The organism is Streptomyces sp. CNS606, from assembly GCF_000426325.1.
This window is the reverse complement of record NZ_AUFD01000009.1, coordinates 150,384-169,817: the sequence shown is the minus strand read 5'-3', so window position 1 is coordinate 169,817 and position 19,434 is coordinate 150,384. Positions and strand designations below refer to the sequence as shown.

The 19,434-nt window shown below is 71.2% G+C and carries 16 protein-coding genes; 9 read left to right on the top strand and 7 right to left on the bottom strand.

Translation table 11 applies throughout. From position 1 onward, the window contains the following. Positions 1-5: 5 nt before the first annotated feature. Positions 6-161, bottom strand: a complete 156-nt coding sequence (locus K304_RS33275; protein WP_158687312.1) for a hypothetical protein — start codon at positions 159-161, stop codon at positions 6-8. 90 nt (positions 162-251) lie between these two features. After that, complete coding sequence (locus K304_RS27795; protein ID WP_078528738.1) at positions 252-1,010, bottom strand: hypothetical protein; 759 nt, start codon at positions 1,008-1,010, stop codon at positions 252-254. A 261-nt stretch (positions 1,011-1,271) separates the two neighbouring features. Between K304_RS27795 and K304_RS0107235 the strand changes: the two genes are divergently transcribed. From K304_RS0107235 to K304_RS27790, 4 genes are all read left to right on the top strand, one after another. Next, a complete protein-coding gene (locus tag K304_RS0107235; protein WP_027763201.1) occupies positions 1,272-2,108 on the top strand; it encodes a hypothetical protein in 837 nt (278 codons plus the stop codon). 324 nt (positions 2,109-2,432) lie between these two features. Next, positions 2,433-2,546 (top strand): class III lanthipeptide, encoded by a 114-nt coding sequence (locus tag K304_RS33585; RefSeq protein WP_199779578.1) that lies wholly within the window; start codon positions 2,433-2,435, stop codon positions 2,544-2,546. A gap of 100 nt (positions 2,547-2,646) precedes the next feature. Further along, positions 2,647-5,340, top strand: a complete 2,694-nt coding sequence (gene lanKC, locus K304_RS0107225; RefSeq protein WP_027763200.1) for a class III lanthionine synthetase LanKC — start codon at positions 2,647-2,649, stop codon at positions 5,338-5,340. After that, positions 5,337-6,932 (top strand): ABC transporter ATP-binding protein, encoded by a 1,596-nt coding sequence (locus tag K304_RS27790; protein ID WP_051308045.1) that lies wholly within the window; start codon positions 5,337-5,339, stop codon positions 6,930-6,932. Before lanKC ends, K304_RS27790 begins: the two co-directional genes overlap by 4 nt. A 75-nt stretch (positions 6,933-7,007) precedes the next feature. On the opposite strand, the gene K304_RS27785 is transcribed toward K304_RS27790, so the two are convergent. From K304_RS27785 to K304_RS0107205, 3 genes are all read right to left on the bottom strand, one after another. Continuing rightward, a complete protein-coding gene (locus K304_RS27785; RefSeq protein ID WP_051308043.1) occupies positions 7,008-10,055 on the bottom strand; it encodes a helix-turn-helix transcriptional regulator in 3,048 nt (1,015 codons plus the stop codon). Positions 10,056-10,298: 243 nt separating this feature from the next. After that, complete coding sequence (locus tag K304_RS0107210; protein ID WP_027763199.1) at positions 10,299-10,955, bottom strand: response regulator transcription factor; 657 nt, start codon at positions 10,953-10,955, stop codon at positions 10,299-10,301. Continuing rightward, positions 10,943-12,175, bottom strand: coding sequence for an ATP-binding protein (locus K304_RS0107205; RefSeq protein ID WP_158687311.1), 1,233 nt, complete (start codon positions 12,173-12,175; stop codon positions 10,943-10,945). Before K304_RS0107205 ends, K304_RS0107210 begins: the two co-directional genes overlap by 13 nt. Between K304_RS0107205 and K304_RS33930 the strand changes: the two genes are divergently transcribed. After that, positions 12,084-12,644 (top strand): class III lanthipeptide, encoded by a 561-nt coding sequence (locus tag K304_RS33930; RefSeq protein WP_486591598.1) that lies wholly within the window; start codon positions 12,084-12,086, stop codon positions 12,642-12,644. The two genes, K304_RS0107205 and K304_RS33930, sit on opposite strands and share 92 nt — an antisense overlap. A gap of 75 nt (positions 12,645-12,719) precedes the next feature. On the opposite strand, the gene K304_RS33925 is transcribed toward K304_RS33930, so the two are convergent. Then, complete coding sequence (locus tag K304_RS33925; protein ID WP_027763197.1) at positions 12,720-13,400, bottom strand: DUF4232 domain-containing protein; 681 nt, start codon at positions 13,398-13,400, stop codon at positions 12,720-12,722. A 284-nt stretch (positions 13,401-13,684) separates the two neighbouring features. On the opposite strand from K304_RS33925, the gene K304_RS0107195 reads away from it, so the two are divergent. Then, the gene (locus K304_RS0107195) at positions 13,685-15,013 is read left to right on the top strand and encodes a DUF3592 domain-containing protein (protein WP_027763196.1); all 1,329 of its coding nucleotides are present in this window, start codon (positions 13,685-13,687) and stop codon (positions 15,011-15,013) included. A 57-nt stretch (positions 15,014-15,070) separates the two neighbouring features. Here K304_RS0107195 and K304_RS0107190 read toward each other — a convergent pair whose 3' ends face one another. Next, complete coding sequence (locus K304_RS0107190) at positions 15,071-15,733, bottom strand: lysophospholipid acyltransferase family protein (protein ID WP_027763195.1); 663 nt, start codon at positions 15,731-15,733, stop codon at positions 15,071-15,073. Between the two features lie 388 nt (positions 15,734-16,121). Here K304_RS0107190 and K304_RS0107185 point away from each other — a divergent pair, with 388 nt between their 5' ends. The 3 genes from K304_RS0107185 (at position 16,122) to K304_RS33265 (ending at position 19,305) form a co-directional block, all read left to right on the top strand. Next, on the top strand, positions 16,122-16,442 hold the full coding sequence (locus K304_RS0107185) for a hypothetical protein (RefSeq protein WP_027763194.1): 321 nt from the start codon (positions 16,122-16,124) through the stop codon (positions 16,440-16,442). 11 nt (positions 16,443-16,453) lie between these two features. Further along, positions 16,454-18,622 carry a DUF6571 family protein gene (locus K304_RS0107180; protein ID WP_027763193.1) on the top strand — a complete coding sequence of 723 codons (2,169 nt, stop codon included), beginning with the start codon at positions 16,454-16,456 and terminating at the stop codon, positions 18,620-18,622. A gap of 155 nt (positions 18,623-18,777) precedes the next feature. Beyond that, positions 18,778-19,305 carry a hypothetical protein gene (locus K304_RS33265; protein ID WP_158687309.1) on the top strand — a complete coding sequence of 176 codons (528 nt, stop codon included), beginning with the start codon at positions 18,778-18,780 and terminating at the stop codon, positions 19,303-19,305. The last annotated feature ends 129 nt before the right edge of the window (positions 19,306-19,434 follow it).

Below are 19,434 nucleotides of genomic sequence, written 5' to 3'. Positions count from 1 at the left end.
GAGTGCTACCCCTCCGACCAGGTCTCCGGGTCGAGTCGGCTGACCAGGTGGTAGTCGATCCGCACGTCGCGGTGGTCGGACGGCCCGTCGATCCTCGCCGGCAGGTTGCGGCGCTCGCTGCGGGACTCGGACTTCCGGCCGGGCGAGCCGTGGAAGCGCACCACCGTCTCCGGCCGCGTGTGGAAGCGGAGCTCCCGCGCATCGACGCGTGAGGCGAAGGCGATGTCGTCGTCCCCTGAGGCGCCCCGCTTTCACGGCGGCCGTGCGCGGCGTTGCGCGCCGCGCGTGCGGGAACTGCGCTGTGCGGCGCTCTTCCGCGCCTCGCCCGGAGCGGCCTTCCCCCGTGCGGCCTTCTTCGCCGCGCCCCGAGCGGCCTTCTTCCCGGTGTCGCGCCCCGCCTTCTTGGCGCCCCGGCCGGCTTCTCCCGCCGCTTCGGCCGTCTCCTCGCCGACCTCCTCCACCGCTCCCCCGGCACCCCCGCCCACGTCCTCCACCGCTCCCCCGGCACCCCCGCCGACGTCCTCCACGGCCTCCCCGGCGCCCTCACCGACGTCCTCCACGGCCTCCCCGGCGCCGCGTCCCAGCTCGCCGACCGCCTGCCGTCCTCCCTCCCCCAACTCGCGAGCGGCCTCGCCGACGCCGGACGTGATCTGCTCCAGGATCTGCGGGTTCCGGTCGATCGTGCCGAGCACACTGCCGACGATCTCGGCGACGTTGTCCAGCCGAACCTTCAGCAGCGCCTGCGCCTCGACCCCCTTGATGTCCAGGTGCACCCGCCCCAGTTCGACGTCGGCTCCCACACTCAGCTTGAGCAGGTCCAGCACCTCGGCCCGCAACGCCACCCGCGCCCGCAGATGCTCGACCTCGAGGCTGATCTCGTCCACCGACAGCCCGGGCACGTCCAGCAGCACATCCGGATCCTCCGCCCGGGGCTCCACCGCTCCGGAACCCTCCGGCTCCCCGTTCTCCTCCGCAGCAGAGGTGTCCTCGTACTCGGCCTCGGAGTCCATACGCGCTTCCCGGCTCACTTCTCGGGGTCACTGTGTCCTGTTTTTCAGCATAAGCACACATGTGCGCACACGCGTCCGAGGCGTGGGCAGGCCGCCCGCGCCCCCGTCGCGTGCGCTGCCGACCGGCCCGGCGAGCGAACGTCCGACGCCTTCTTCCGCTGCGTGATCCACTCGTGCAAGGGTCCTCGCACGGGGAGGCCGACCACCCGTCGGCCGAGGGCGGCGCGTACCGATCGCCGGAAGATGAGGGAGAACACAAGCATGGAAGCGATCAGCAGGAGGCGTGCCCTGGCCCTGGGGGGCGGCGCAGCACTCGGTGCCGCCGGAGTGACCGCAGCAACCGGCGAGGCCCGGGCGGCCACGGACTGGACACGGCTCGTGGTCGTCACCGCGAACATCGGCCGCAACAATCTGGCCCGCCGGGCGGAGGCCGTCCGCGCCGTCCGGCACGCCGTCACCGTCAACGGCAATCTGGCCAAGCCGCTGGTGGGCTGGCAGGAGATCGGCGAGGGCGACGACGACGGCGTGGAGCCACGCGCGATCAACCAGCACTTCGGCAGCAGCTTCCGGAACATCTTCGAGTACGACGACGTGGCGCACCGGGTGCCGATGTCGATCCCCCGGGACTACGACATCGTGGACCGTCGGGTCACCCGAGTACACGGCGGCAAGGCGGGCGTGTCACCGCACCGCGTCGTCACCGAGGCCGTGCTGGCCCGGGTCGACGATCCGCAGACGAGGTTCGTGTTCGTCAACACCCACTACGTGGCCGGGGCCTGGAACGGCAAGGACGACCCCCACGAAGGGTGGCGGGACGACATGTGGGGGCGTCACTTCCGGGCCCACCGCGATGACGTCATCGGCCACTGGCGCTCACGTGGCTTCCCCGTCATCTGGACCGGCGACGTGAACCGCACCCCGATGCCGCTCCTGCTGCCGAACCACGAGAAGCGCGCCTTCGCCCGCGGCATCGACCAGATCGGCTGGGTCACCGGCACCAACGGCACCCAGATCCGGCTGCGGCGCACCAAGACCGTCCCGCTGCACGTCGACTCCCACGACGCCCGGGTCGCCGTCCTGCAGATCCGCCGCGCCTGAGCCGTCGGCCGTACGGGCCGGCGGGGCACCCGCTCCGCCGGCCCGTACGCGCCACGCGACCGCCCGGCCGCGCGACCGCCCCGACAGTGCGGTCGGGCCGAGCCCCCGTACGTCCTCGGCTCTCCGCCCCCGGAGGGCCTCCTCGGCATGCCCGGACCCGCTTCGACCGGCCCTCTGACCGGTGGGTCCCGCGCGGGACGGCGGGCCGGAATATGGGGGGTGATCTCCCATGTGCGGGTGCGGTCCAGGTCGTTGACTCGTGCTCGGCCACTTCCGGCCGGTCACAGCAGCGCGCTTGGCGCACCCAACCGAGGAGATGAACTGATGAGCGTTCTGAAGCTCCAGAACCTGCAGCCGCGGACCACCAGCAACCACGCGGCCGGCCCCGTGAGCGTGTCGAGCAGCCACAGCAGCTGCTGCGTCACCGACCCGAAGTGATCTGACGGCGTCGGGGCGGGGCCGCGGTGCGGCCCCGCCCCGACGCCGGCTTGTTTCCCTCCGCCGCCACGGCGGCCCCCCGGACCACACAGAGGTCGACATGCGCAACGAACGCTGGGTCAACAGATTCCTCTTCGCCTGGAACGACACGCTCTTCTTCGACCCGCTGGAGTCGCACTACGAGCCGAGGAAGGACCACTTCCTCACCACGCTGGACGACCGGGTGCGGGCGCGGTTCCTCCGGCACGGCATCTGGTGGAGTCACCGGCTCAACCCCGCCCTTCCCGCCCAGGGCTGGAAGATCCACGTCTCCGCGCACCACCGGAACGTACGCGAGGTCGCCGCTTCGGCCCTCGCGTACCTGACGGCGCACGAGGTCGACTTCAAGATCGCTCTGGACCTCAACATCTTCGAGATGCTCAGCTCCAAGGCCATGTCCCGCGGCAGCGGTGGCAAGTTCATCACCGTCTACCCCCGGGACGTCGACGAGTTCCGGAAGGTGCTGTCCGACCTCGACGGCATCCTGGAGGGCGCCGAGGGCCCGTACGTACTCTCCGACATGCGGTACCGGGACAACAAGGCGCTGTACTTCCGCTACGGCCAGCTCCTTCCCACCGACGCCGTCGATGCGCTCGGCCGGCGGATGCCGCACATCGTCTCGCCGGACGGACCCGTCGCCGACGACCGTCGCCCCGTCTACTCCCAGCCCTGGTGGGAGCCCTGGCCGTTCGACGACTGGAAACCCGCGGACGAGACCGAGGACGAAGAACTGCTGGACGGCCGCTTCCGGGTCACCGGCGCGCTCCAGTTCTCCAACAGCGGCGGCGTGTACACGGCCGAGGACACCGCGCACGGCGACCGACAGGTGGTCCTCAAGGAGGCCCGCCCCCACACGAACGTCAATCCGCGCCGCGACCACGACGCCGTGGACATCCTCGCCCGCGAGTGGACCTTCCTGAACCGGCTGTCCGACGTCGGCTCCTACCCGGCGCCCATCGCCACGTTCCGCCACTGGGAGCACGCCTACATCGCCGAGGAGTTCGTCGACGGCTCCGACATCCGTTCCGTCCTCCTGGAGCACAACCCTCTGGCCAGGCCGGGCTTCGACATCGAAAAGTCCCGGCACTTCCTGCGGATGTACCTCACCGTCTTCCGCGGGCTGGCCCGTGCCATCCACGCCGCGCACGAACGCGGCGTGATCCTGGGCGACTTCACCGCCGCCAACCTGCTCATCGACCCGGACACCTACGAGGTGACCATCGTCGACCTGGAGGCCTGCCGGCTCTCCGGAACCGGGGAGGGCGGCGAGGACGGCGAGGAGGAACTGGAGAAGCCCGTCGAGCTGTTCACCCCGGGATTCAGCCTCTCCCGCAGCCTGTTCGAGAAGCACGGCACGGAGGGCGACCTGTTCGGGCTGGCCACCACCATGGCGTACTTCGTCTTCCCGATCGCGGCCATGTCCCACCTGCGCGCCGACGTGCTGGACACCTACCGGATCTTCACCGACAAGCTCTGCTGGCCGGCCCGCATCCACGAGCTGATCACCGGCCTGGCGGCGGCGCGCATCGGCCTTCCCGAGGTCGTCGAGGAGCTGGCGGACCAGGAGAGCCTGCTCGCCCAGGTACGCGCCGCACCGCCGCGGAAGCCCGTGGTCACCGGCGACCTCGGCCTGCTGGACGCCGAGACGGGCGTCGCCGCGTTCGTGGAAGCCGTCGCCGACCCCGCCCTGCCCACCCTCTTCCCCGTCGACCCGTTCGCCCACATCAGCAATCCGCTGAGCCTCGGTTTCGGCGCGAGCGGGGTGCTGTGGGCGCTGAACGCCTCCGGCGTGCCGATACGGCCCGAGTGGCGCGGCTGGCTCGACGACCGGCTCTCGGACCTCGACGTGGCCGGGTACCCGGACGGCCTCATGAGCGGCCTGTCCGGCATCGCCTGGGCCGCCGACTCGCTCGGTCTGAAGGCGCACGCAGGAGAGCTGCTGGCCCAGGCCAACGCCCGGGCCTCGGAGGGAGACGACTACACCTTCTACTACGGCCTCGCCGGCCTGGGCATGACGAACCTGCGCTTCTTCCTGCGCAGCCGCGACCCCCGCGATCTCGCCGCGGCCCGGAAATGCGCCGACGTGCTGCAGGCCACCGTCCGGCGCGAGGGCGAACACGCCTACTGGCTCAACGACTTCACGAAGGACGACCCCTTCACCGGTCTCGGCTTCGGCCAGGCCGGAGTGGCGATGTTCCTGCTGCGGATGCACCAGGTGACCGGCGAGGAAGGCTGGCTGAAGCTCGGACGGGCCGCACTGGCCTGGGAGATGGCCCACGTCAAGCCCCTCGAGGACGACCTGGTCATGTTCGAGCACGAGGGCACCATGGAGCCGTACGTCGAAGTGGGTTCGGCGGGCGTGGCGCAGGTGCTGCTGCGCTACGGCGACCTGGACGCCGCACGGACGATTCTGCGGGGGCTGGACATCAGGCAGTCGGTGCTGGCCGGATACACCTTCGGGCTCAGCGGCGTCGCCGACGCCCTGCTCGACGCGGCGGAAGTCACAGGCGACACGACCTACCGGCACACCGCGCTCCGGCAACTCGACTTCGTCCGGCGGGTGTTCCTTTTCGAGCCCGCAGAGCGGTTCGCCCTGCCGCGCCCCGAGGGAGTGCCCCTGCTGGGCGTGCCGGGCGAGGGACTGCTGCGCTGCGCGTGCGACTACTCGACGGGCTCGGCGGGCGTGCTCCGCGCCCTCCACCGCGCCAACCACGGCGGTGGCGGCGACTTCCTGCTGGACGAGGTGGTCGCATGAACGCGCTGTGGTACACGCTGCGGGGGCACCGGACCCGCTTCGTCCTGGTCACGCTCGCCGAGGCGGCGATGAGCGGGCTCGAAGCCCTGCTGCATCCGCTCATGCTCAAGGCGCTGTTCGACCAGGCGATCGTGGCCGGCGACTTCCGGCGCTTCCTCCTCCTCGGCTGCGGCTACCTGGCGCTGGGGCTCACCCTCAACATCGGCGCCTACTGGGCCTCCTGGTGGCGCAAGCACTGCGAGAACGCGTTCATGCTGGTGCTGCAGACGGAACTGCTGGAGCGGGCCCTCGCCCTCGACGGGCGCACCATGTCGGAGAAGGGCAGCGCGTCCTACGTCAGCCGCATCCACAACGACGCCCACGAGGGCGTCCTGCCGGCGATCGACGTGTGCATCCGCATCGCGAAGCAGGCCGTCGCGTCCGTCGTGTTCATCGGGGTGCTGCTGTACCTGTCCTGGCAGGCCAGCCTCATCCTGCTGATCATCGTGCCGCCGCTGGTGCTCGTCAGCAACCGCCTCGCCAAGAAGATCGAGACCAACACCGACCCCGAACGGGAGGCGGAGGCCGGGTACATCGAGAAACTGACCCGGACGCTCCAGTCCTTCCACGCGCTCCGCGGTCTGGTCATGCTCCAGCCTCGGACCCGCGCGGTGAACCGGCAGGCGCTCCGCGGCTTCCTCGGCCTCACCTTCGTCAACTACCGGCTGGCGCTGAAACAGCGGACCCTCAGCGACCTGGTGATGAACCTGTCCGACACCGCCTCCATGATCATCGGCGCGTACTTCGTCTTCGCCGGCAAGATGACGTTCGGCAGCTTCCTCGCCTTCGTCAACTCCTTGTGGCGTGCGGTCACCGGCATCTTCGACCTCATCAACATGATCCCGCAGACCCGCCGGAGCGCCGCCGTGCTGAAGCGCATCGAGTCGCTGCGCGCGTCCCGGCCGGTCCCCTACCACGAGGAAGGCGCCCTGGTCGTGGTCGGCGGGGCGCGGATCGGCTTCGGCGACGGGGCGGAGGTCTCGGTCGCCGACTTCACGCTGGCCCCCGGCGAACGCGTGCTGCTCCGCGGCCCCAACGGCTGCGGCAAGACCACGCTCCTGCACCTCATCGCCGGAACGCTCGCCCCGGACACCGGGACGGTGACCCTGCCGCGCCGGGTGGCGAGCCTGACCGCCCCCGTGAACCTGCCGCCCCTCCCCGTGCGGGACCTCGTCGCCGACGAGCAGCTCCGGGCCACGATGGGCCTGGAGTCCCTCGCCGGTCAGCTGCCCTCGGAGCTGTCGTCCGGCCAACGGCAACGGGTGGGGATCGCCGCCCTGCTGTGCGAGGAGGCCGACCTCTACCTCGCCGACGAGCCGTTCGCCAACCTGGACGAGGAGAGCAGGGAACTGGTCCTGCGGACGCTGCTGGAACGGACCGCGGGAGCCGGCCTGCTGGTCGTGCACCACGGGGACGGCGACCTCGACGGCCGGTTCGACCGGGTGGCGAACCTGGCAGCACCCGGCCCTGCGGGAGACGGCGGGGAAGCCCGTCCCGAGACCGCAGGCCGGGACGCGGGGATGCCGGTCGGCGCCCGGGCGCGAGCTCGGTGAGCTGAGGGAGGGGCCGGTCCGGCGCGGCGAGGCCGCCGCGCCGGACCGGCCCCTCCCTCCGTCGAGGAGTCCTGCTCACGGCGCGGAACGCCGCGGTCTCCGTGAGGACCCCGGTCCCGGGAAGCCGGACCCGCCGTACCCGGAGGACCCACCGGCCACACCGGCCCCGGCGGCCCCGGCGAAACCGCCGGGCAGCTCGCAGGCGGCCGCGGCGAAGGCCCCCCGATCCGGGTGGCCGGTCTTCTGCAGGAGGCTGGACACGTGCTTCTCGACCGTGCGCAGGGAGATGCAGAGCCGGGCGGCGATGTCCTTGTTGCGGATCCGGTCCGCGAGCAGCCGGGCCACCTCGAACTCCCGGGCCGTGATCCCGTACCGGCGCAGCGCCGGGGGCACGCTCCCGGTGCCCGAACGCCGCTGCCGGACCGGCGCGCCCAAGCCCCGCAGCAGCACCCGGCAGGCACCGGCGACCGCGGGGACGCCCGCACCGTGGAAGTAGTCCTCCGCCTCCCGCAGCCAGTCCACGGGCGCGCCCCAACCGTGGTCGTACGCCGACTGCGCGACGAGGCGCCGGCACAGGGCGCGGGCCACGGGATGCGGCGCGGCCGCCTCCAGGGCGTCGGCCGCGGCGGCGGTCGCCTCGGCCGCCCGGCCCTCACGTCCCAGCAGCACGGCGTGCGCCATGCCCACGAACTGCCGGTTCCAGCGCGTGCCGGCGGCGCTGAGTGCCACCACACTCGCATGGTGCGGCCACGCCATGCGCCCGGACAGCACCCCCAGCAGCAGGACGATGCCGTACCGGCCGAAGTCGCCGCTCGACGGGTTCTCCGCGTCGTACACGAGCGCGTGCGCGAACTCGCGTTCGGCGACGTCGTGCCGCTCCTCCAGCAGCGCGCAGAAGGCGCGCGCCAGCCCGTACGACCTCGGCAGCGCTCCCGGCGCCGCGTCGGCCAGCGGGGCGAGGGCCTCCAGCGCCTCCTCCATGTCGTCCCGTCGGCCCTGGTGGGCGTGGCGCACCGCCTCCGCCAGCCACAGTTCGGCCAGGGACCGCCCCAGCCGCAGCCGCGTCGCATCGGCGATCCGCTCACGGATCCGGCCTCCGGCCGACTCGAAGTCGCCCCGCTGGATCTGTTCGAGGGCCAGAAGGAGGTCGGCCTCGTGGACGAGCGGCACGGCACCGGTGTGCAGCGCCTCCTGCCGGGCCCCCTCGAGGCGGGTGAGGTCTCCGTCGACGCGCGAGGTGAGCGCGGCCAGACCCACTTCGGCCTCCGCCGCGAGAGCGGGAATCCGGTGCGTGTGAGCGAGCACGCGCGCCCGTGCGAGGTGTCCGGCCGCGGCCTCCCCGTCCCGTTGCAGGAGCACGCGCGCCAGCACCAGGCGTGCCCGCCCGGCCAGTTCCGGGAGGTCGGCGCGCCCGGCCGCCGCGAGACCGCGGCGTGCGAACTCCGCCGCGGTGCGCATCCGTTCCGGTGCGCGTCTGCTCAGTTCCACCTGCGCGGCCGTCACGTCCACGAGGGCGGCGCAGGCGTCGGAGGGCGCGTCCCCGAGCAGCCAGCGGGCGATGTCCAGGTGCCGCTGCGCCTCCGACGGCCGTCCAGCAAGGTCCGCGACGCCGGCCAGCCGCGCGTGGAGCCCCGCCCTGCGCAGGGCCGGCACACCCAGGCCGTCCGGGCAGGTGGGGCCGGTCGCCGACGCGGGGAGCCGGTCCAGCCTGCCGGAGCGGGCGACGGCGTCGAGCAGGAGTTCCAGCACGTCCGCGCGCTCTTCGGGCGTGCTCGCGTCGTCGGCGAGTTCCTGTGCCCGGGCGAGCAGGTCCACGGCCCGGTCCAGCGCGCCCTCGGACAGCGCCCGCCTCCCCGCCTCGCCGTACAGGCGGACGGCCTCGGCCCCGTCGCCCGCGCGTTCGTGCAGTGCGGCGGCGTGCCCGCACCACGCCCCGGGCAGTGCCGGGTGCAGGTCGGCGAGGGCACGGACCGCGCGGCGCGCGTACCCGGCCCGTTCGCCGGGTCCGACGCCTCCGAGCACCGCCCCCGCCACCAGCGGGTACCGGAAGGCGTACCAGGGGGCTCCCCCTGCGCCCGGCGGTGCGAGCAGCGCGGCGGCGACGCCCTCGTGCAGGAGCGCGGACAGTTCGGCGTGCGTGCAGCCGAGCGCGTGCTGCACCACCGCCACCGGAAAGCGCCCGCCGAACACCGCCCCGGTACGCATCAGTTCCACACCCGCCGGGCCCAGCCCCTCCATCCGGCGGCGGACGCTCTCCACCACGGCTGCGGGCACTGCCGGCGCCCCGGGTCCGGAAGCTTCGCGGGAGTGGTCGTGCAGCCACTCCCGGACCACGAACGGCAGGCCGCCGCAGTCCGTCGCCGCCCGGTCGACGACATCCGGGTCGGCCTCCTCCGGGCTGACGCCCTGTTCGGCCGCGACGAGGAGCCGCACCTCCGCACGGTCCAGGGGGCGCAGATCGAGGGTCGTGGCCGTGCCGCGCTGACGCGCCCGGAAGGCCAGGCCCGCCGCGGCACACGCCTGGCGCCCGACGGTGAGCAGGAGGACGACGGGCTCCCGCTCGACGTGCTCCAGCAGATACTCCACGGTCGCCAGCGTCGCCGGGTCGGCCTCGTGCAGGTCCTCCAGCACGAGCAGGCAGCCCCGGCCCCGGCCGACCAGAGCGAGGAGGCGCAGCACGGCCTCGGCGACCATGAGCGACGAAGACGCCGCAACTCCCGGAACCCGCGCGTCGGGCAGCAACCGGGCGAGCGCCGGCGCGTACGGCCCCAGAGCCTCGTGGCCGGGCAGCAGCCCGGCCCGGCCCAGCGACAGCAGCGCCTCCACCAGCGGCTGGTACGGGGCCTGCCGGCACGAGGCGTGCGCGTCGAGCGCCCGCGCCCGGCCCCGCACCGCGACCATGTGGGCCTCCGCCGCGACGTCGACGGCTTCGGCGGCGAGCCGCGTCGTGCCCACACCGGGGTCACCGGTGACGAAGACGGCCCCGCCGCCGCCCTGCCGTGCCGCAGCCAGAGCGCTCTGGATCTGTTCCCGCTCCGCCGCCCGGCCGACGAGGGGCACGCGCCCCCTGCGGGGAGCGGGACGGCCGGCGGCGGCAACGCTGCCGAGGTGGGGAGTCGTCATCTGCCTCTCCTGACACGGGGACGCACGAGGGCCGGGCGAGCCGTCCCGTACGGTCCGGCTCCGGGTGCCGCTCAGGCGGCGCACCGGAGCGTGCCCGGGACGTCGTCCGGTCGCGGAAGGCGGCGGCCGGCGCCGGACCGCAGGTTCGGGAGTTCCCGTCCTGCACCGCCGACGGGCACGACGATAGGAACGCGCTCCCCCTGTCTCCAGCCGTCTGTTTGGGGGGCTTGCGCGGGAAGCCGGCTACGTCTCGAGGCGGTCCTCGAGGCCGTCCTCGCGGACCCGCCGGGCCAGATCGATCTTCGTGTACGCGGGGCGCCCGGCCTGCCGGTACTTCGCCTTGACCCGGTCCAGGTAGTCCTTCGCCGTGTGCGCGGTGATGCCCGCGCGCCGCGCGGTGGCCTTGAGCGTCATGCCCGAGGCGTAGTCGAGGAGGACCTGCCGCTCCCGGGGCGAGAGCCGGGGGCGGCCGGGGCCGTCGTCGTGGGCGCAGGCGAAGGCGAGCTCCGGGGAATGGACGCTGCGGCCCGCGGCGACGTCCTCGATCGCGGAGACCAGCGTCGGCAGATCGTTGTCCTTGGTCAGGTAGCCGTCGGCGCCCGCCCGGACCGACTCGACGATCCGGCGGCCCTCCGGGACGGTGCTGATCACCAGCACCCGGCTCCCTGCGCCCACCAGCCGGCGGATGTTGTCGGACGGGTCCGAGTCGTCCCGCAGCATCAGATCGAGGAGGACGACGTCCGGTGCCGGGCGTACCGGGCCCTGCGGACCGAGGAGTTCCGCCACCGTCGCGGCGGTCGCCACCAGCCGCAGCCCGGGCACACCGGCGAGCCAGGACCGCATGCCGTCGAGCAGCATCCGGTCGTCGTCCACCACGGCGACCGAGATCAGCGCGGCCATCGCAGCTCCACCCGCACACCCTCACCGGGCGCCGTGTCCACGGTCGCACTGCCGTCCACCTCGGCCATGCGGGCGCGGACCGAACTGCGCAGGCCCATACCGGGCGCGTACCGCTCCGGGTCGAAGCCGGGCCCGCGGTCGACCACGGTGACGACCACCTCCCCGCCGCCTTCCCCGCCTTCCCTGCCGTCGCCGCCTTCCCCGCCTTCCCCGCCCTCGTTCGCGCTTCCGGCCGCCGTGAGATAAGCGTGACCGGTGCCGGCGTGGCGCCGCACGTTGTTCAGCGCCTCCCGCACCGCGTCACCGAGCGCCGCGGCCACCTCGTGCGGCACGTCCGGGAGACGGTGGTAGCGCGCCGTCACCCGCAGCCCGAGGCTCTCCGCGCAGCCCACCGCCTCCTCCAGGGCCGCACCGACGCGACGTTCGGGCACCTCGTCGGCAGTCTGCTCGATCAGCCTGCGCAGGTACGCGGCCTCGCGCCCGCACCGCTCGCGCACCTGGGCGGCGTTGGCGTCGATGCCACCGGCGGCGAGGGTGGTGAGCGTGGCGAGCACGGTGTCGTGCAGCTTCCGGTGGTGCTCCAGCCGTTCGGCATAGCGCGCCTTGTGCGCCTCGGCGGCCAGCGCACGCGCGTTGGCGTCGTCGAGCAACTGCCCCTGCCGGCGCAGGTACCACCAGAAGACCCAGGCCATCACAGCGGACGACAGCAGCGAGTTGACGTGCCCCACGTGGACCGCGGGCCCGGCCCCCACCATCTGGTAGCCGACGAGGTGGGTCACCACCAGAAGCAGCACCGCGGCCGGGACGTGCAGGCGTTCGAAGGCGAGGGCCGCTGTGGCGCTCGCGGAACCGCCCAGCAGCATCGCCCAGCCGATGGTGGACGGCTCCGGCACCCCGCCCCCCGCCCACAGGACGAACGGCAGCGCACAGCCGACGACGAGGACGTCCGCCCAGACGTGCCACCGGCGGAACCAGCCGTGCCGCAGCGCCGTCCCGTAGCTCAGCACGCTCAGCCCCAGCGCCACCGCCAGCATGGCACTGTGCAGCGGACGGTCCCGCTGGTACTTGGTGACGGCCACGACTCCGGCCGTCAGGTGGCTCGCCCGGTACAACAGGGTGGCCAGGATCATGAACGACTGGGCGCGCTGCAGCCCCGACCTGGCCTCCGGCTTCCCACCCGGTATGCGTAAGCGCAGGATCGGCACGAAGCCCACTGCCACGACACGCCCCCTCCCCGTGGTGGCGCCCGCCGGCCCGTCTGCCGCCCTGCGCAGGCCGGGGCGCGTCCACAAGCGTCGCTGTCCCCGCACATTCTGCCCGCCGCCGATGCATACGCCAGGCCGCGCCCGCACCCGCCATACCACCGGGGCTGCACGCGGATCACCAGACTCCCGCCGGCGCCACCGCAGCCTCCACCACTCTTCCGCCGGTGGCACGCCGCCGTTATCCGGGTGGGATTCACCCATGCCCGGTCAGGGCGCGCGCAGTTGGGTGAGCCCATCCAGGGGGACGGCGCCCGCTCCGGGGCCCCCGCCGGGCGCGGTTTCCCAGAATCCGACGGGGGAGGTGATCCGGGTGAGTGTCCTCAGACTGCAGAACCTGCAGCCTCGTACGACGACCCATGCCGCCGGCGTAATGAGCATGACCAGCAGCGCCAGCCACTGCTGCAACCGGCCGGAGCAGAGGTGAACCCGTCTCCGTGCGGGGCCGCCGCAGCCCCGCACGGAGACGCGCGGGCAGTCGGAACCCTGCCGCCGCCCGGCGTCAGGAGGAGGCGCTCAGCGCACCGACGGTGAAGGTGTCCCCGCACACCCGGACGGCGTCCGTACGGAGCGTCAGGGCGTCCAGCGAATCCGGCGGATAGACCTTGAGCAGGTCCGGGCGCTTCCAGCACCCGGCCTCGTCGACACCCTTGTTGACGGTGTGCAGCGTGGCATGGGCCGCCTGCCCCGGCTCGAGCTCGACGACCGTGCCCTGCTCTCCCTCACGATCCGCCGGCTCACCGATCTCGCCGCCGTCCCGCTGGATCAGCGAGACGCCGGGAAACCCCCTGAGCTCGCAGGCCCCTTCGCCGACATTGGTCAGGTTCAGGTCGTAGTAGACGTTCCCGGCCGCGGCGTCGGCCTTCGCCACCGCAGGCTTCAGGTCCTTCGCCGCACACCGGATGCCCCCGTCCGGGCCGGCGCCCGTCCCGTCGAGAGCGCCGCCGCCTCCGGCGGCGGCTGCACCGTCCTCGCCCTTCCCGGACCCTCCAGACTGCGACGAACCGTTGTCACTCCCTCCGCCTTCACCTGCCGAAACGGAGGAAGCGGAGATGTCGGCACCCGTGTCGCCCGTGCCGCACGCGGTCACGCTCCAGGCCAGGGCCGCCACCACCCCGAGGGCCACCGAGGCCCGTCCGAACCCGCTCCGGCGAACCGTTCGGCGCCGGCCGTCTCGTGTCATCGCGTCACCGTCCATACCGCCATCCGTTCCCGCCCGTGCCCCCGGCACGCATGGACTACCCGTGCTCTGCAACAGTAAGAAGTCCCGTCAGCAGGCTGACGGGAGCCGACGGAGGATCGCGGGAAGGGTGACTGCCCCTCGGGTGGACCGTCATCGCGGGAGGGGGCAGGTAGATGCCGGTGAAACTCACGCGGAGGGGGTCATGTGGCCGACGGCCGGAGGCCCTTGTCCGCCGACTCGCTTCCGCCTGGCTGCTGTTCGCAGGATTCGGCATACTCGCCGCCGTGGCGCGCGTCCTGACCGCCTACCACGCGCCCCTGCCACGGTGGGACCTGATCGCCTGCTTCGTGGCCGCGGGCCTGGGCGTGACGGGGTGCCTGGTCACGGTCAGAATCGGCCGCTGCACCGATCTGGGCAGCCCACCACCGCACCGGTGGTGGCCCGATCTGCGCGCCACCAGCATCGGCTGGCCGTTCGCCGCCTGGATGCTGACCTTGGCCGCCCTCGCGTTCTCGATGACCGCGTATTCCACGGACGCGGGACGCGTCGTGGCCGAAGGCCACACGCTCGAACAAGTCGGCGTCGTGGAAGTGGTGTCATCAAGACGATTGTCGGGGCGCCACACCTCCGGGTACGAGACGGAGATGCGCGCCCGGGTGCCGTTCGACGACGGCCCTGAGGAGGTCACCGCGGACTTCACCTCGCCCAGGGCGCTCCAGGCCGGTGACCGCATCTGGGCACTCTACGCACCGTCCGCGCCCGAAGCGGGAGCCCTCCTGCACAGCAGCCGCACGGTCCTGGAGCGGGAGTTGGGCGGACCTCTCGGCGGTTCGTTGGGGACCTTCATCGTGCTGCTCCCCTACGCGATGTGGGCGATCCGCGCCGGGAGGGCCACTGGAGGGTGGCTCCCGGTCTCCTCGGCGGTCGCACTCCGCTTGGGCCGGTTCCGATCGTGCGCCGTCAGGGCTGTCGGGGGTACGGCCGTCACGCTGCGCCCTCCCGCCACGACAACAGGCGCTGATCAGGAAACGGCGCCGAAGGGCGGCAAGAACGATCAGGAGCCACAACTACGGCCTTGCCTCACGCTCGAGACGGCTGACGGGACGCCGTTGACGGTCGCACTCGACCACGAGATCGATGCGGTCGCTCTGGCTGCCGCACTCGTCTCGTCGGGCCCGGACTCGTCTCTGACGCTCTACTGGATGAAGAGGCCCGCCGTCGGCACCACCGTGACCAGCGTCAGCCAGGACCTCACAACGGTCGATGGTGCCCTCATCGTCAACGCGGACCGCGCACTCCCGTGCTGGGTGATCTCCGGCGAGGTCAGTGATCCGACCACCGGGAAGCCGGTTCCGGCAGCCGAGGCGCCGCACTGGGCCGAACTCCCCAAGCTGGCGCGCTTCCCCCAGTGGAACCCCTCACTGCACACCGCAGCGCTCGTCACCCTCCTGCTCACCTGCGTTCTGCTCGGCGTCATCGCCATGGGGGTAGGTGTGGTGTGGACGATCATTCTCGCGGTGGTCGCGCTCCTCTTGCCTCTTCTTGCCGCCGCCATCCCCACCCTGCTTCGCCAGGAAAGGCTGGAAGCCCTGACCAACGGCAAAGAGGAGTGACCGCCGGCGCGGCGTTCGGCGGGCACGTCGGTAGCGCGACGACTTCCCGGGTGAGCCTCACGCGGCGAGCGCCGCGGGTTCGCCGAGGCGGGATGCGGCCACACGCCATGCGGTGGTCACCGCCCCGTGGGCCCGGGCCGTTCTCGCGGGGTGGTCGCCGGTCAGGGCCAGTGGCGCGCCCACGTGCACATGCAGGTCCGGCCGGCGCAACGGCGCCGTGACCAGCCCTGCGAACTGCTTGACGGCGCCGCCCGAGGTAACCCGGCGGGCGCCGGCCTGACCGACGGGGACGACGTGGGCACCGGTGCGTTCGGCGAGCCGCACCAGACCGCTGCGGAAGGTGCCCGGTGCCGCTTCCGCGGCATCCCGCCGCAGGGGCAGGCCCCCTTCGGCGTAGATCAGGACCAGCCGCCCCTTGCTCAGGGCGTCGGCTGCGGCGTCGAGCGCGTCCGCGGCGCGCCGGTGTCCGCGACGGACCGGGATATGTCCTCCGCGGGTGAGAGCGCACCCCAGCAGGGGAATGCGCCACAGTCCCGCGGCTGCCATGACGACCGGCTCGATACCGAGGCGGTGCAGGGCGGCGACCACGATGGCCGGATCGGCGAGGGAGGTGTGGTTGGCAGCGAGGATACTGCCCGGTGCGAATGCGGCATCGGGGTCGGTGGTGACCGACAGCCGGCCTGCGGCGGGCACCAGCGTGGCAGCGATGCGGTTGAGCATGAGTGTGCTCCCGGTCTCTACGATGACGGCCTTCATCATCGACGGCGCCATCGCCCCGAGCCTGAGTAGCGGTACTCATCTTCCGCTCCGGCGCAGGTCCTCCGTCGCCTCCGACAGCCGCCGTTCCGGGCGCACGTGTTCACCTGCGGTGCATGACGTACCTCGCGCCGGAGCCGGCCGAGTTCTTGGACGGCGGGCTTGCTTCACCGGGACCGTCCGCGACGGCGGCGCGGTGGGGATCGTCGGCATCCTCGGAATGACGCCACGAGCCAGCAGCCCCCGGGACCGTGGTGTGGGCCCCTCGATTCCGGCGCGCCCGGGGCTCTGTAGCATGACCGGTCGGCGTTCACGCTGAGCACGCGGACCATTACGTTACGGGGATGGGGACATGGGTCGGACCAAGGTCGAGACCAAGGAGCTGACCGCCGCGGCGGATGCACTGGTGGGCATCCGTAGCCAGTTGCGCCGGAAGGACAACGAGGCCGACGACACGACCCGGGCGGCAGGGCCGAAGATCAACAAGGCGGGTGGCTGGAAGACGCCGCAAGGGCTCGTCGCGCTCGCGGATCGCTGGAACCGCCAGGTGAAGCATCTGCACGACCGGCTGGACGGGATCAGCCGCAAGCTCCACGACTCCGAGGTGAAGTACACCGAGCGAGAGAAACAGGAGTCGGCGAACCAGGAAAAGATCCGCCAGGACTTCGGCTGAGGGGGGCCGTCATGAACTACGAACAGCTGGACCAGGCGGATCTGTCGGGCCTGGAGCAGGCGGCCAAGGACTGGCGATCCGTCAAATCCGCCTACGAGGGCCTGGGAGACGACTACGACCAGAGGGTGAGACGCCGCCTGGAGCGCAGTTGGGAGGGCGAGGCCGCCGCCGCCGCTCAGAGCGAGATCGTCCAGGTGAAGAAACAGATGGACGCCGCAGCCGGGGAAGCCGGTCGTATGGCGAAGCTGCTGGACGACATCCATCACGACCTCCACGAGTTCCAGAAGCAGCTCCGCACCCTCGAGGAGGAGATGCAGGAGAAGCACCTGCAGGTCGGTGGCAACGGTGCGATCTCGGACCACCACCCGACGCACCAGGACAAGGCAGCCCGCCACGACCCGGGCATGGACGACTGGCGTGCGGGCCGCCAGCGGCTCGTGAACCGCTACGCGGAGAAGATCGACGAGATCCTCCGGAAGGCCACCGAGGCGGACGAGACCGCGGAAACCGCGCTGAAGGCCGACCGCAACGGCGAAGAGGACGACACCTTCACCAAGGCCGGTCACACCACCCTCGAACAGGTCGCCCAAGCCGAGAAGGACGCCGAGCGGGCGGCCGAACTCATGACGGGTCGCGCTTCCCCCACCGAGCTCAGTGAGCTGAACAAACTGCTCAGCAAACACGGGAACGACCCCGTTTTCGCGGAGAAGTTCGCCAGGACACGAGGGGCGGACGGGACGCTGCAGTCCTACATGACGATGATGAACCCGCCCCCGGGTTCGGGCCACGACCAGAAGGAACTGCTCAAGAAGATCCAGAAGAATCTCGGCACCACACTCGGCACCGCCACCACGGTCGACAGCCGGGCCATGGACAGGTTCGAGAAGGACCTGATGGCTGCAGGAGACAACGACTACCACTCCTCCGGAGGCCGTGCAGGCACCCACGACTACAACGGCTACCAGCTCACCAGCAGCCTGATGGCCAACGGCGAATGGGACTCGAGCCTCCTCAACGACTTCGGCACCGAACTCATCAAGGAAGAGCAGGACCGCTACCAGTTCTGGGGCTCCGACCGCGAATCCTATTGGGGCGGCGGCGGCTCCGCTCTCGACCTCATCACCTCCGACCCCATGGTCGGCTTCTCCGACGCCCTCGGCCACAACCCCGAAGCGGCCACCGACTTCCTCTCCGGCAGCACGGACACCGACGACGGCAAGGTCGACAATCTCGACTACCTCCTCAAGGACCGCGAGTGGCACGGCGGCGACGGGGACATCGACCACCTCGGCCACGCCCTCGAGGCGGCCACTACCGGGATGCCGTACGACTACGACGGCACCACGATGCCGGCCCACACACCCGAACAAGCCAAGCTCGTGAACGAGCTCGTCACCACGCTCGGCAGCTCCGAGAACGCGGACCTCATCGACGGCGACGGTCGCCTCGACCCCATCAAGGACAGCCTCGGCGACATCACCGCCAACTACATGGGGGATTTCCAGCAAGCGTTCACGACCCAGGACCTTCCGACCAACGGAGCCCCTGTAGGCGGCGAGGCAGGTATCGACCGCGGCAACGCCATCAATTTCATGGCCTCGATCGGCCAAGACCCGGACGCGTACAAGGCGGTCACCGGCGCTCAGATCGGTTACACCCAAGGACTGGTCGACGAAACACTGGCGGATGGCAACGGCCAGAACTTCGGGCGGGTAGAGGATCGCGTTATCAACGTCACCACTCCAGGCTCCGAGATTGCCGGCATCATGAGCGAAGCACGCGCCGAGGCTGTCCACGGGCACAAGACGGCGGAAGCGAATGATTTCAATTCCACCGTCGACGAAGTCAACAAATGGGTCGGGCTAGGAGTCAGCACCGCCACAGGCATTTACGCAACTCCAGTTGCAGGTGCCGCAGTGGGCGCCGCTTATGATGGACTCAGCACGGCGGTGGTGGGTCACATTCGCCAGGACTACACCACAGAAGCCAATTTCGATGCGCGAGACACATATGCTTCCGGCGCACAGTCGCATGAAAGAGCAATGGATTCGATGGTCAGAGAATCAGCTCGGACTCACGGCTACAGCGCAAGTGACTCCCAACAAATGGGACACACTGTGGCCCGCGAGTCCCAGCAGACATTCGCCGTTGGCGCAGTTGGCGCAGGCAAGAGGGGTTGATCGACTTGCGAAAATTCGCAGCCGCGCCGGCAACGACAATTATCGCCTGCCTCCTTATCGCGTCTTGCTCCGCCGACGGCGATGCGAAGCGGGACGCAGGCCGCCTCAAGAATACACTCTGCGACACAAGTATCACCACAAGTGCACTGCGGCAGATGTACCCGGGACCCTACACAAGTACCAAAATGATGCCCTCGAAAGGAGGTGGAATCGACGCCTTGGGCGGCACCGGCGGGGCCACGGAGGGCGACTGCGATATCTGGATTACCCAGAAGAAGGGTGATGTCTTTTCCGTGGTGAAAGTCGCCACCTTCATAAAACCTGACGCACAGGCCGAAGACCTCTTCAAGAACTATAAGAGATATTATCCGGATAACCGGAGAAAGATCACCTTGGGGTCTGCGACAGGGTTCACGACCCCGGAAAAATCTGTACTCGTATTCGACTGCAGGAGCCCGAAGGGACGCACTGCACAAAACGGTGACTTTGGCGCATCGGTCCAGGTGCTCCTTCCCGACCGCCGGAGAGGGTCCGACGTGCCCTCGGAGAGACTCGCCGAGAGCGCCGCGCAACTGGCGGCGGACACCGCACGTTACGTCAGCTCCGACGTGCTGAAATGCTCGACTCCGCGCCTACCGAGTGGCAATCCCGTCCAGAAGTCCGCAGCTCCGACGGAGTCGTAGGGGGCCGCGCACCTCCCGCTGAGCGGGAAGTCCCCTGCACGGAAATTCGGCGCGTCACGCGGGAACCGGGAAGCCGCCGGCCAGCCTCGGCGTCGCCGACTGGCTGGCGACAGGTGGAAGGGTCACCAT

Coding starts and splice junctions, on each gene's coding strand:
- K304_RS0107185 (WP_027763194.1), top strand. CDS start 16,122: ATGGGTCGGACCAAGGTCGAGACCAAGGAGCTGACCGCCGCGGCGGAT.
- K304_RS27785 (WP_051308043.1), bottom strand. CDS start 10,055: ATGACGACTCCCCACCTCGGCAGCGTTGCCGCCGCCGGCCGTCCCGCT.
- K304_RS33265 (WP_158687309.1), top strand. CDS start 18,778: ATGTACCCGGGACCCTACACAAGTACCAAAATGATGCCCTCGAAAGGA.
- K304_RS33925 (WP_027763197.1), bottom strand. CDS start 13,400: ATGACACGAGACGGCCGGCGCCGAACGGTTCGCCGGAGCGGGTTCGGA.
- K304_RS33585 (WP_199779578.1), top strand. CDS start 2,433: ATGAGCGTTCTGAAGCTCCAGAACCTGCAGCCGCGGACCACCAGCAAC.
- K304_RS33930 (WP_486591598.1), top strand. CDS start 12,084: ATGAACGACTGGGCGCGCTGCAGCCCCGACCTGGCCTCCGGCTTCCCA.
- K304_RS27795 (WP_078528738.1), bottom strand. CDS start 1,010: ATGGACTCCGAGGCCGAGTACGAGGACACCTCTGCTGCGGAGGAGAAC.
- K304_RS0107210 (WP_027763199.1), bottom strand. CDS start 10,955: ATGGCCGCGCTGATCTCGGTCGCCGTGGTGGACGACGACCGGATGCTG.
- K304_RS0107235 (WP_027763201.1), top strand. CDS start 1,272: ATGGAAGCGATCAGCAGGAGGCGTGCCCTGGCCCTGGGGGGCGGCGCA.
- K304_RS27790 (WP_051308045.1), top strand. CDS start 5,337: ATGAACGCGCTGTGGTACACGCTGCGGGGGCACCGGACCCGCTTCGTC.
- K304_RS0107190 (WP_027763195.1), bottom strand. CDS start 15,733: ATGCTCAACCGCATCGCTGCCACGCTGGTGCCCGCCGCAGGCCGGCTG.
- lanKC (WP_027763200.1), top strand. CDS start 2,647: ATGCGCAACGAACGCTGGGTCAACAGATTCCTCTTCGCCTGGAACGAC.
- K304_RS0107180 (WP_027763193.1), top strand. CDS start 16,454: ATGAACTACGAACAGCTGGACCAGGCGGATCTGTCGGGCCTGGAGCAG.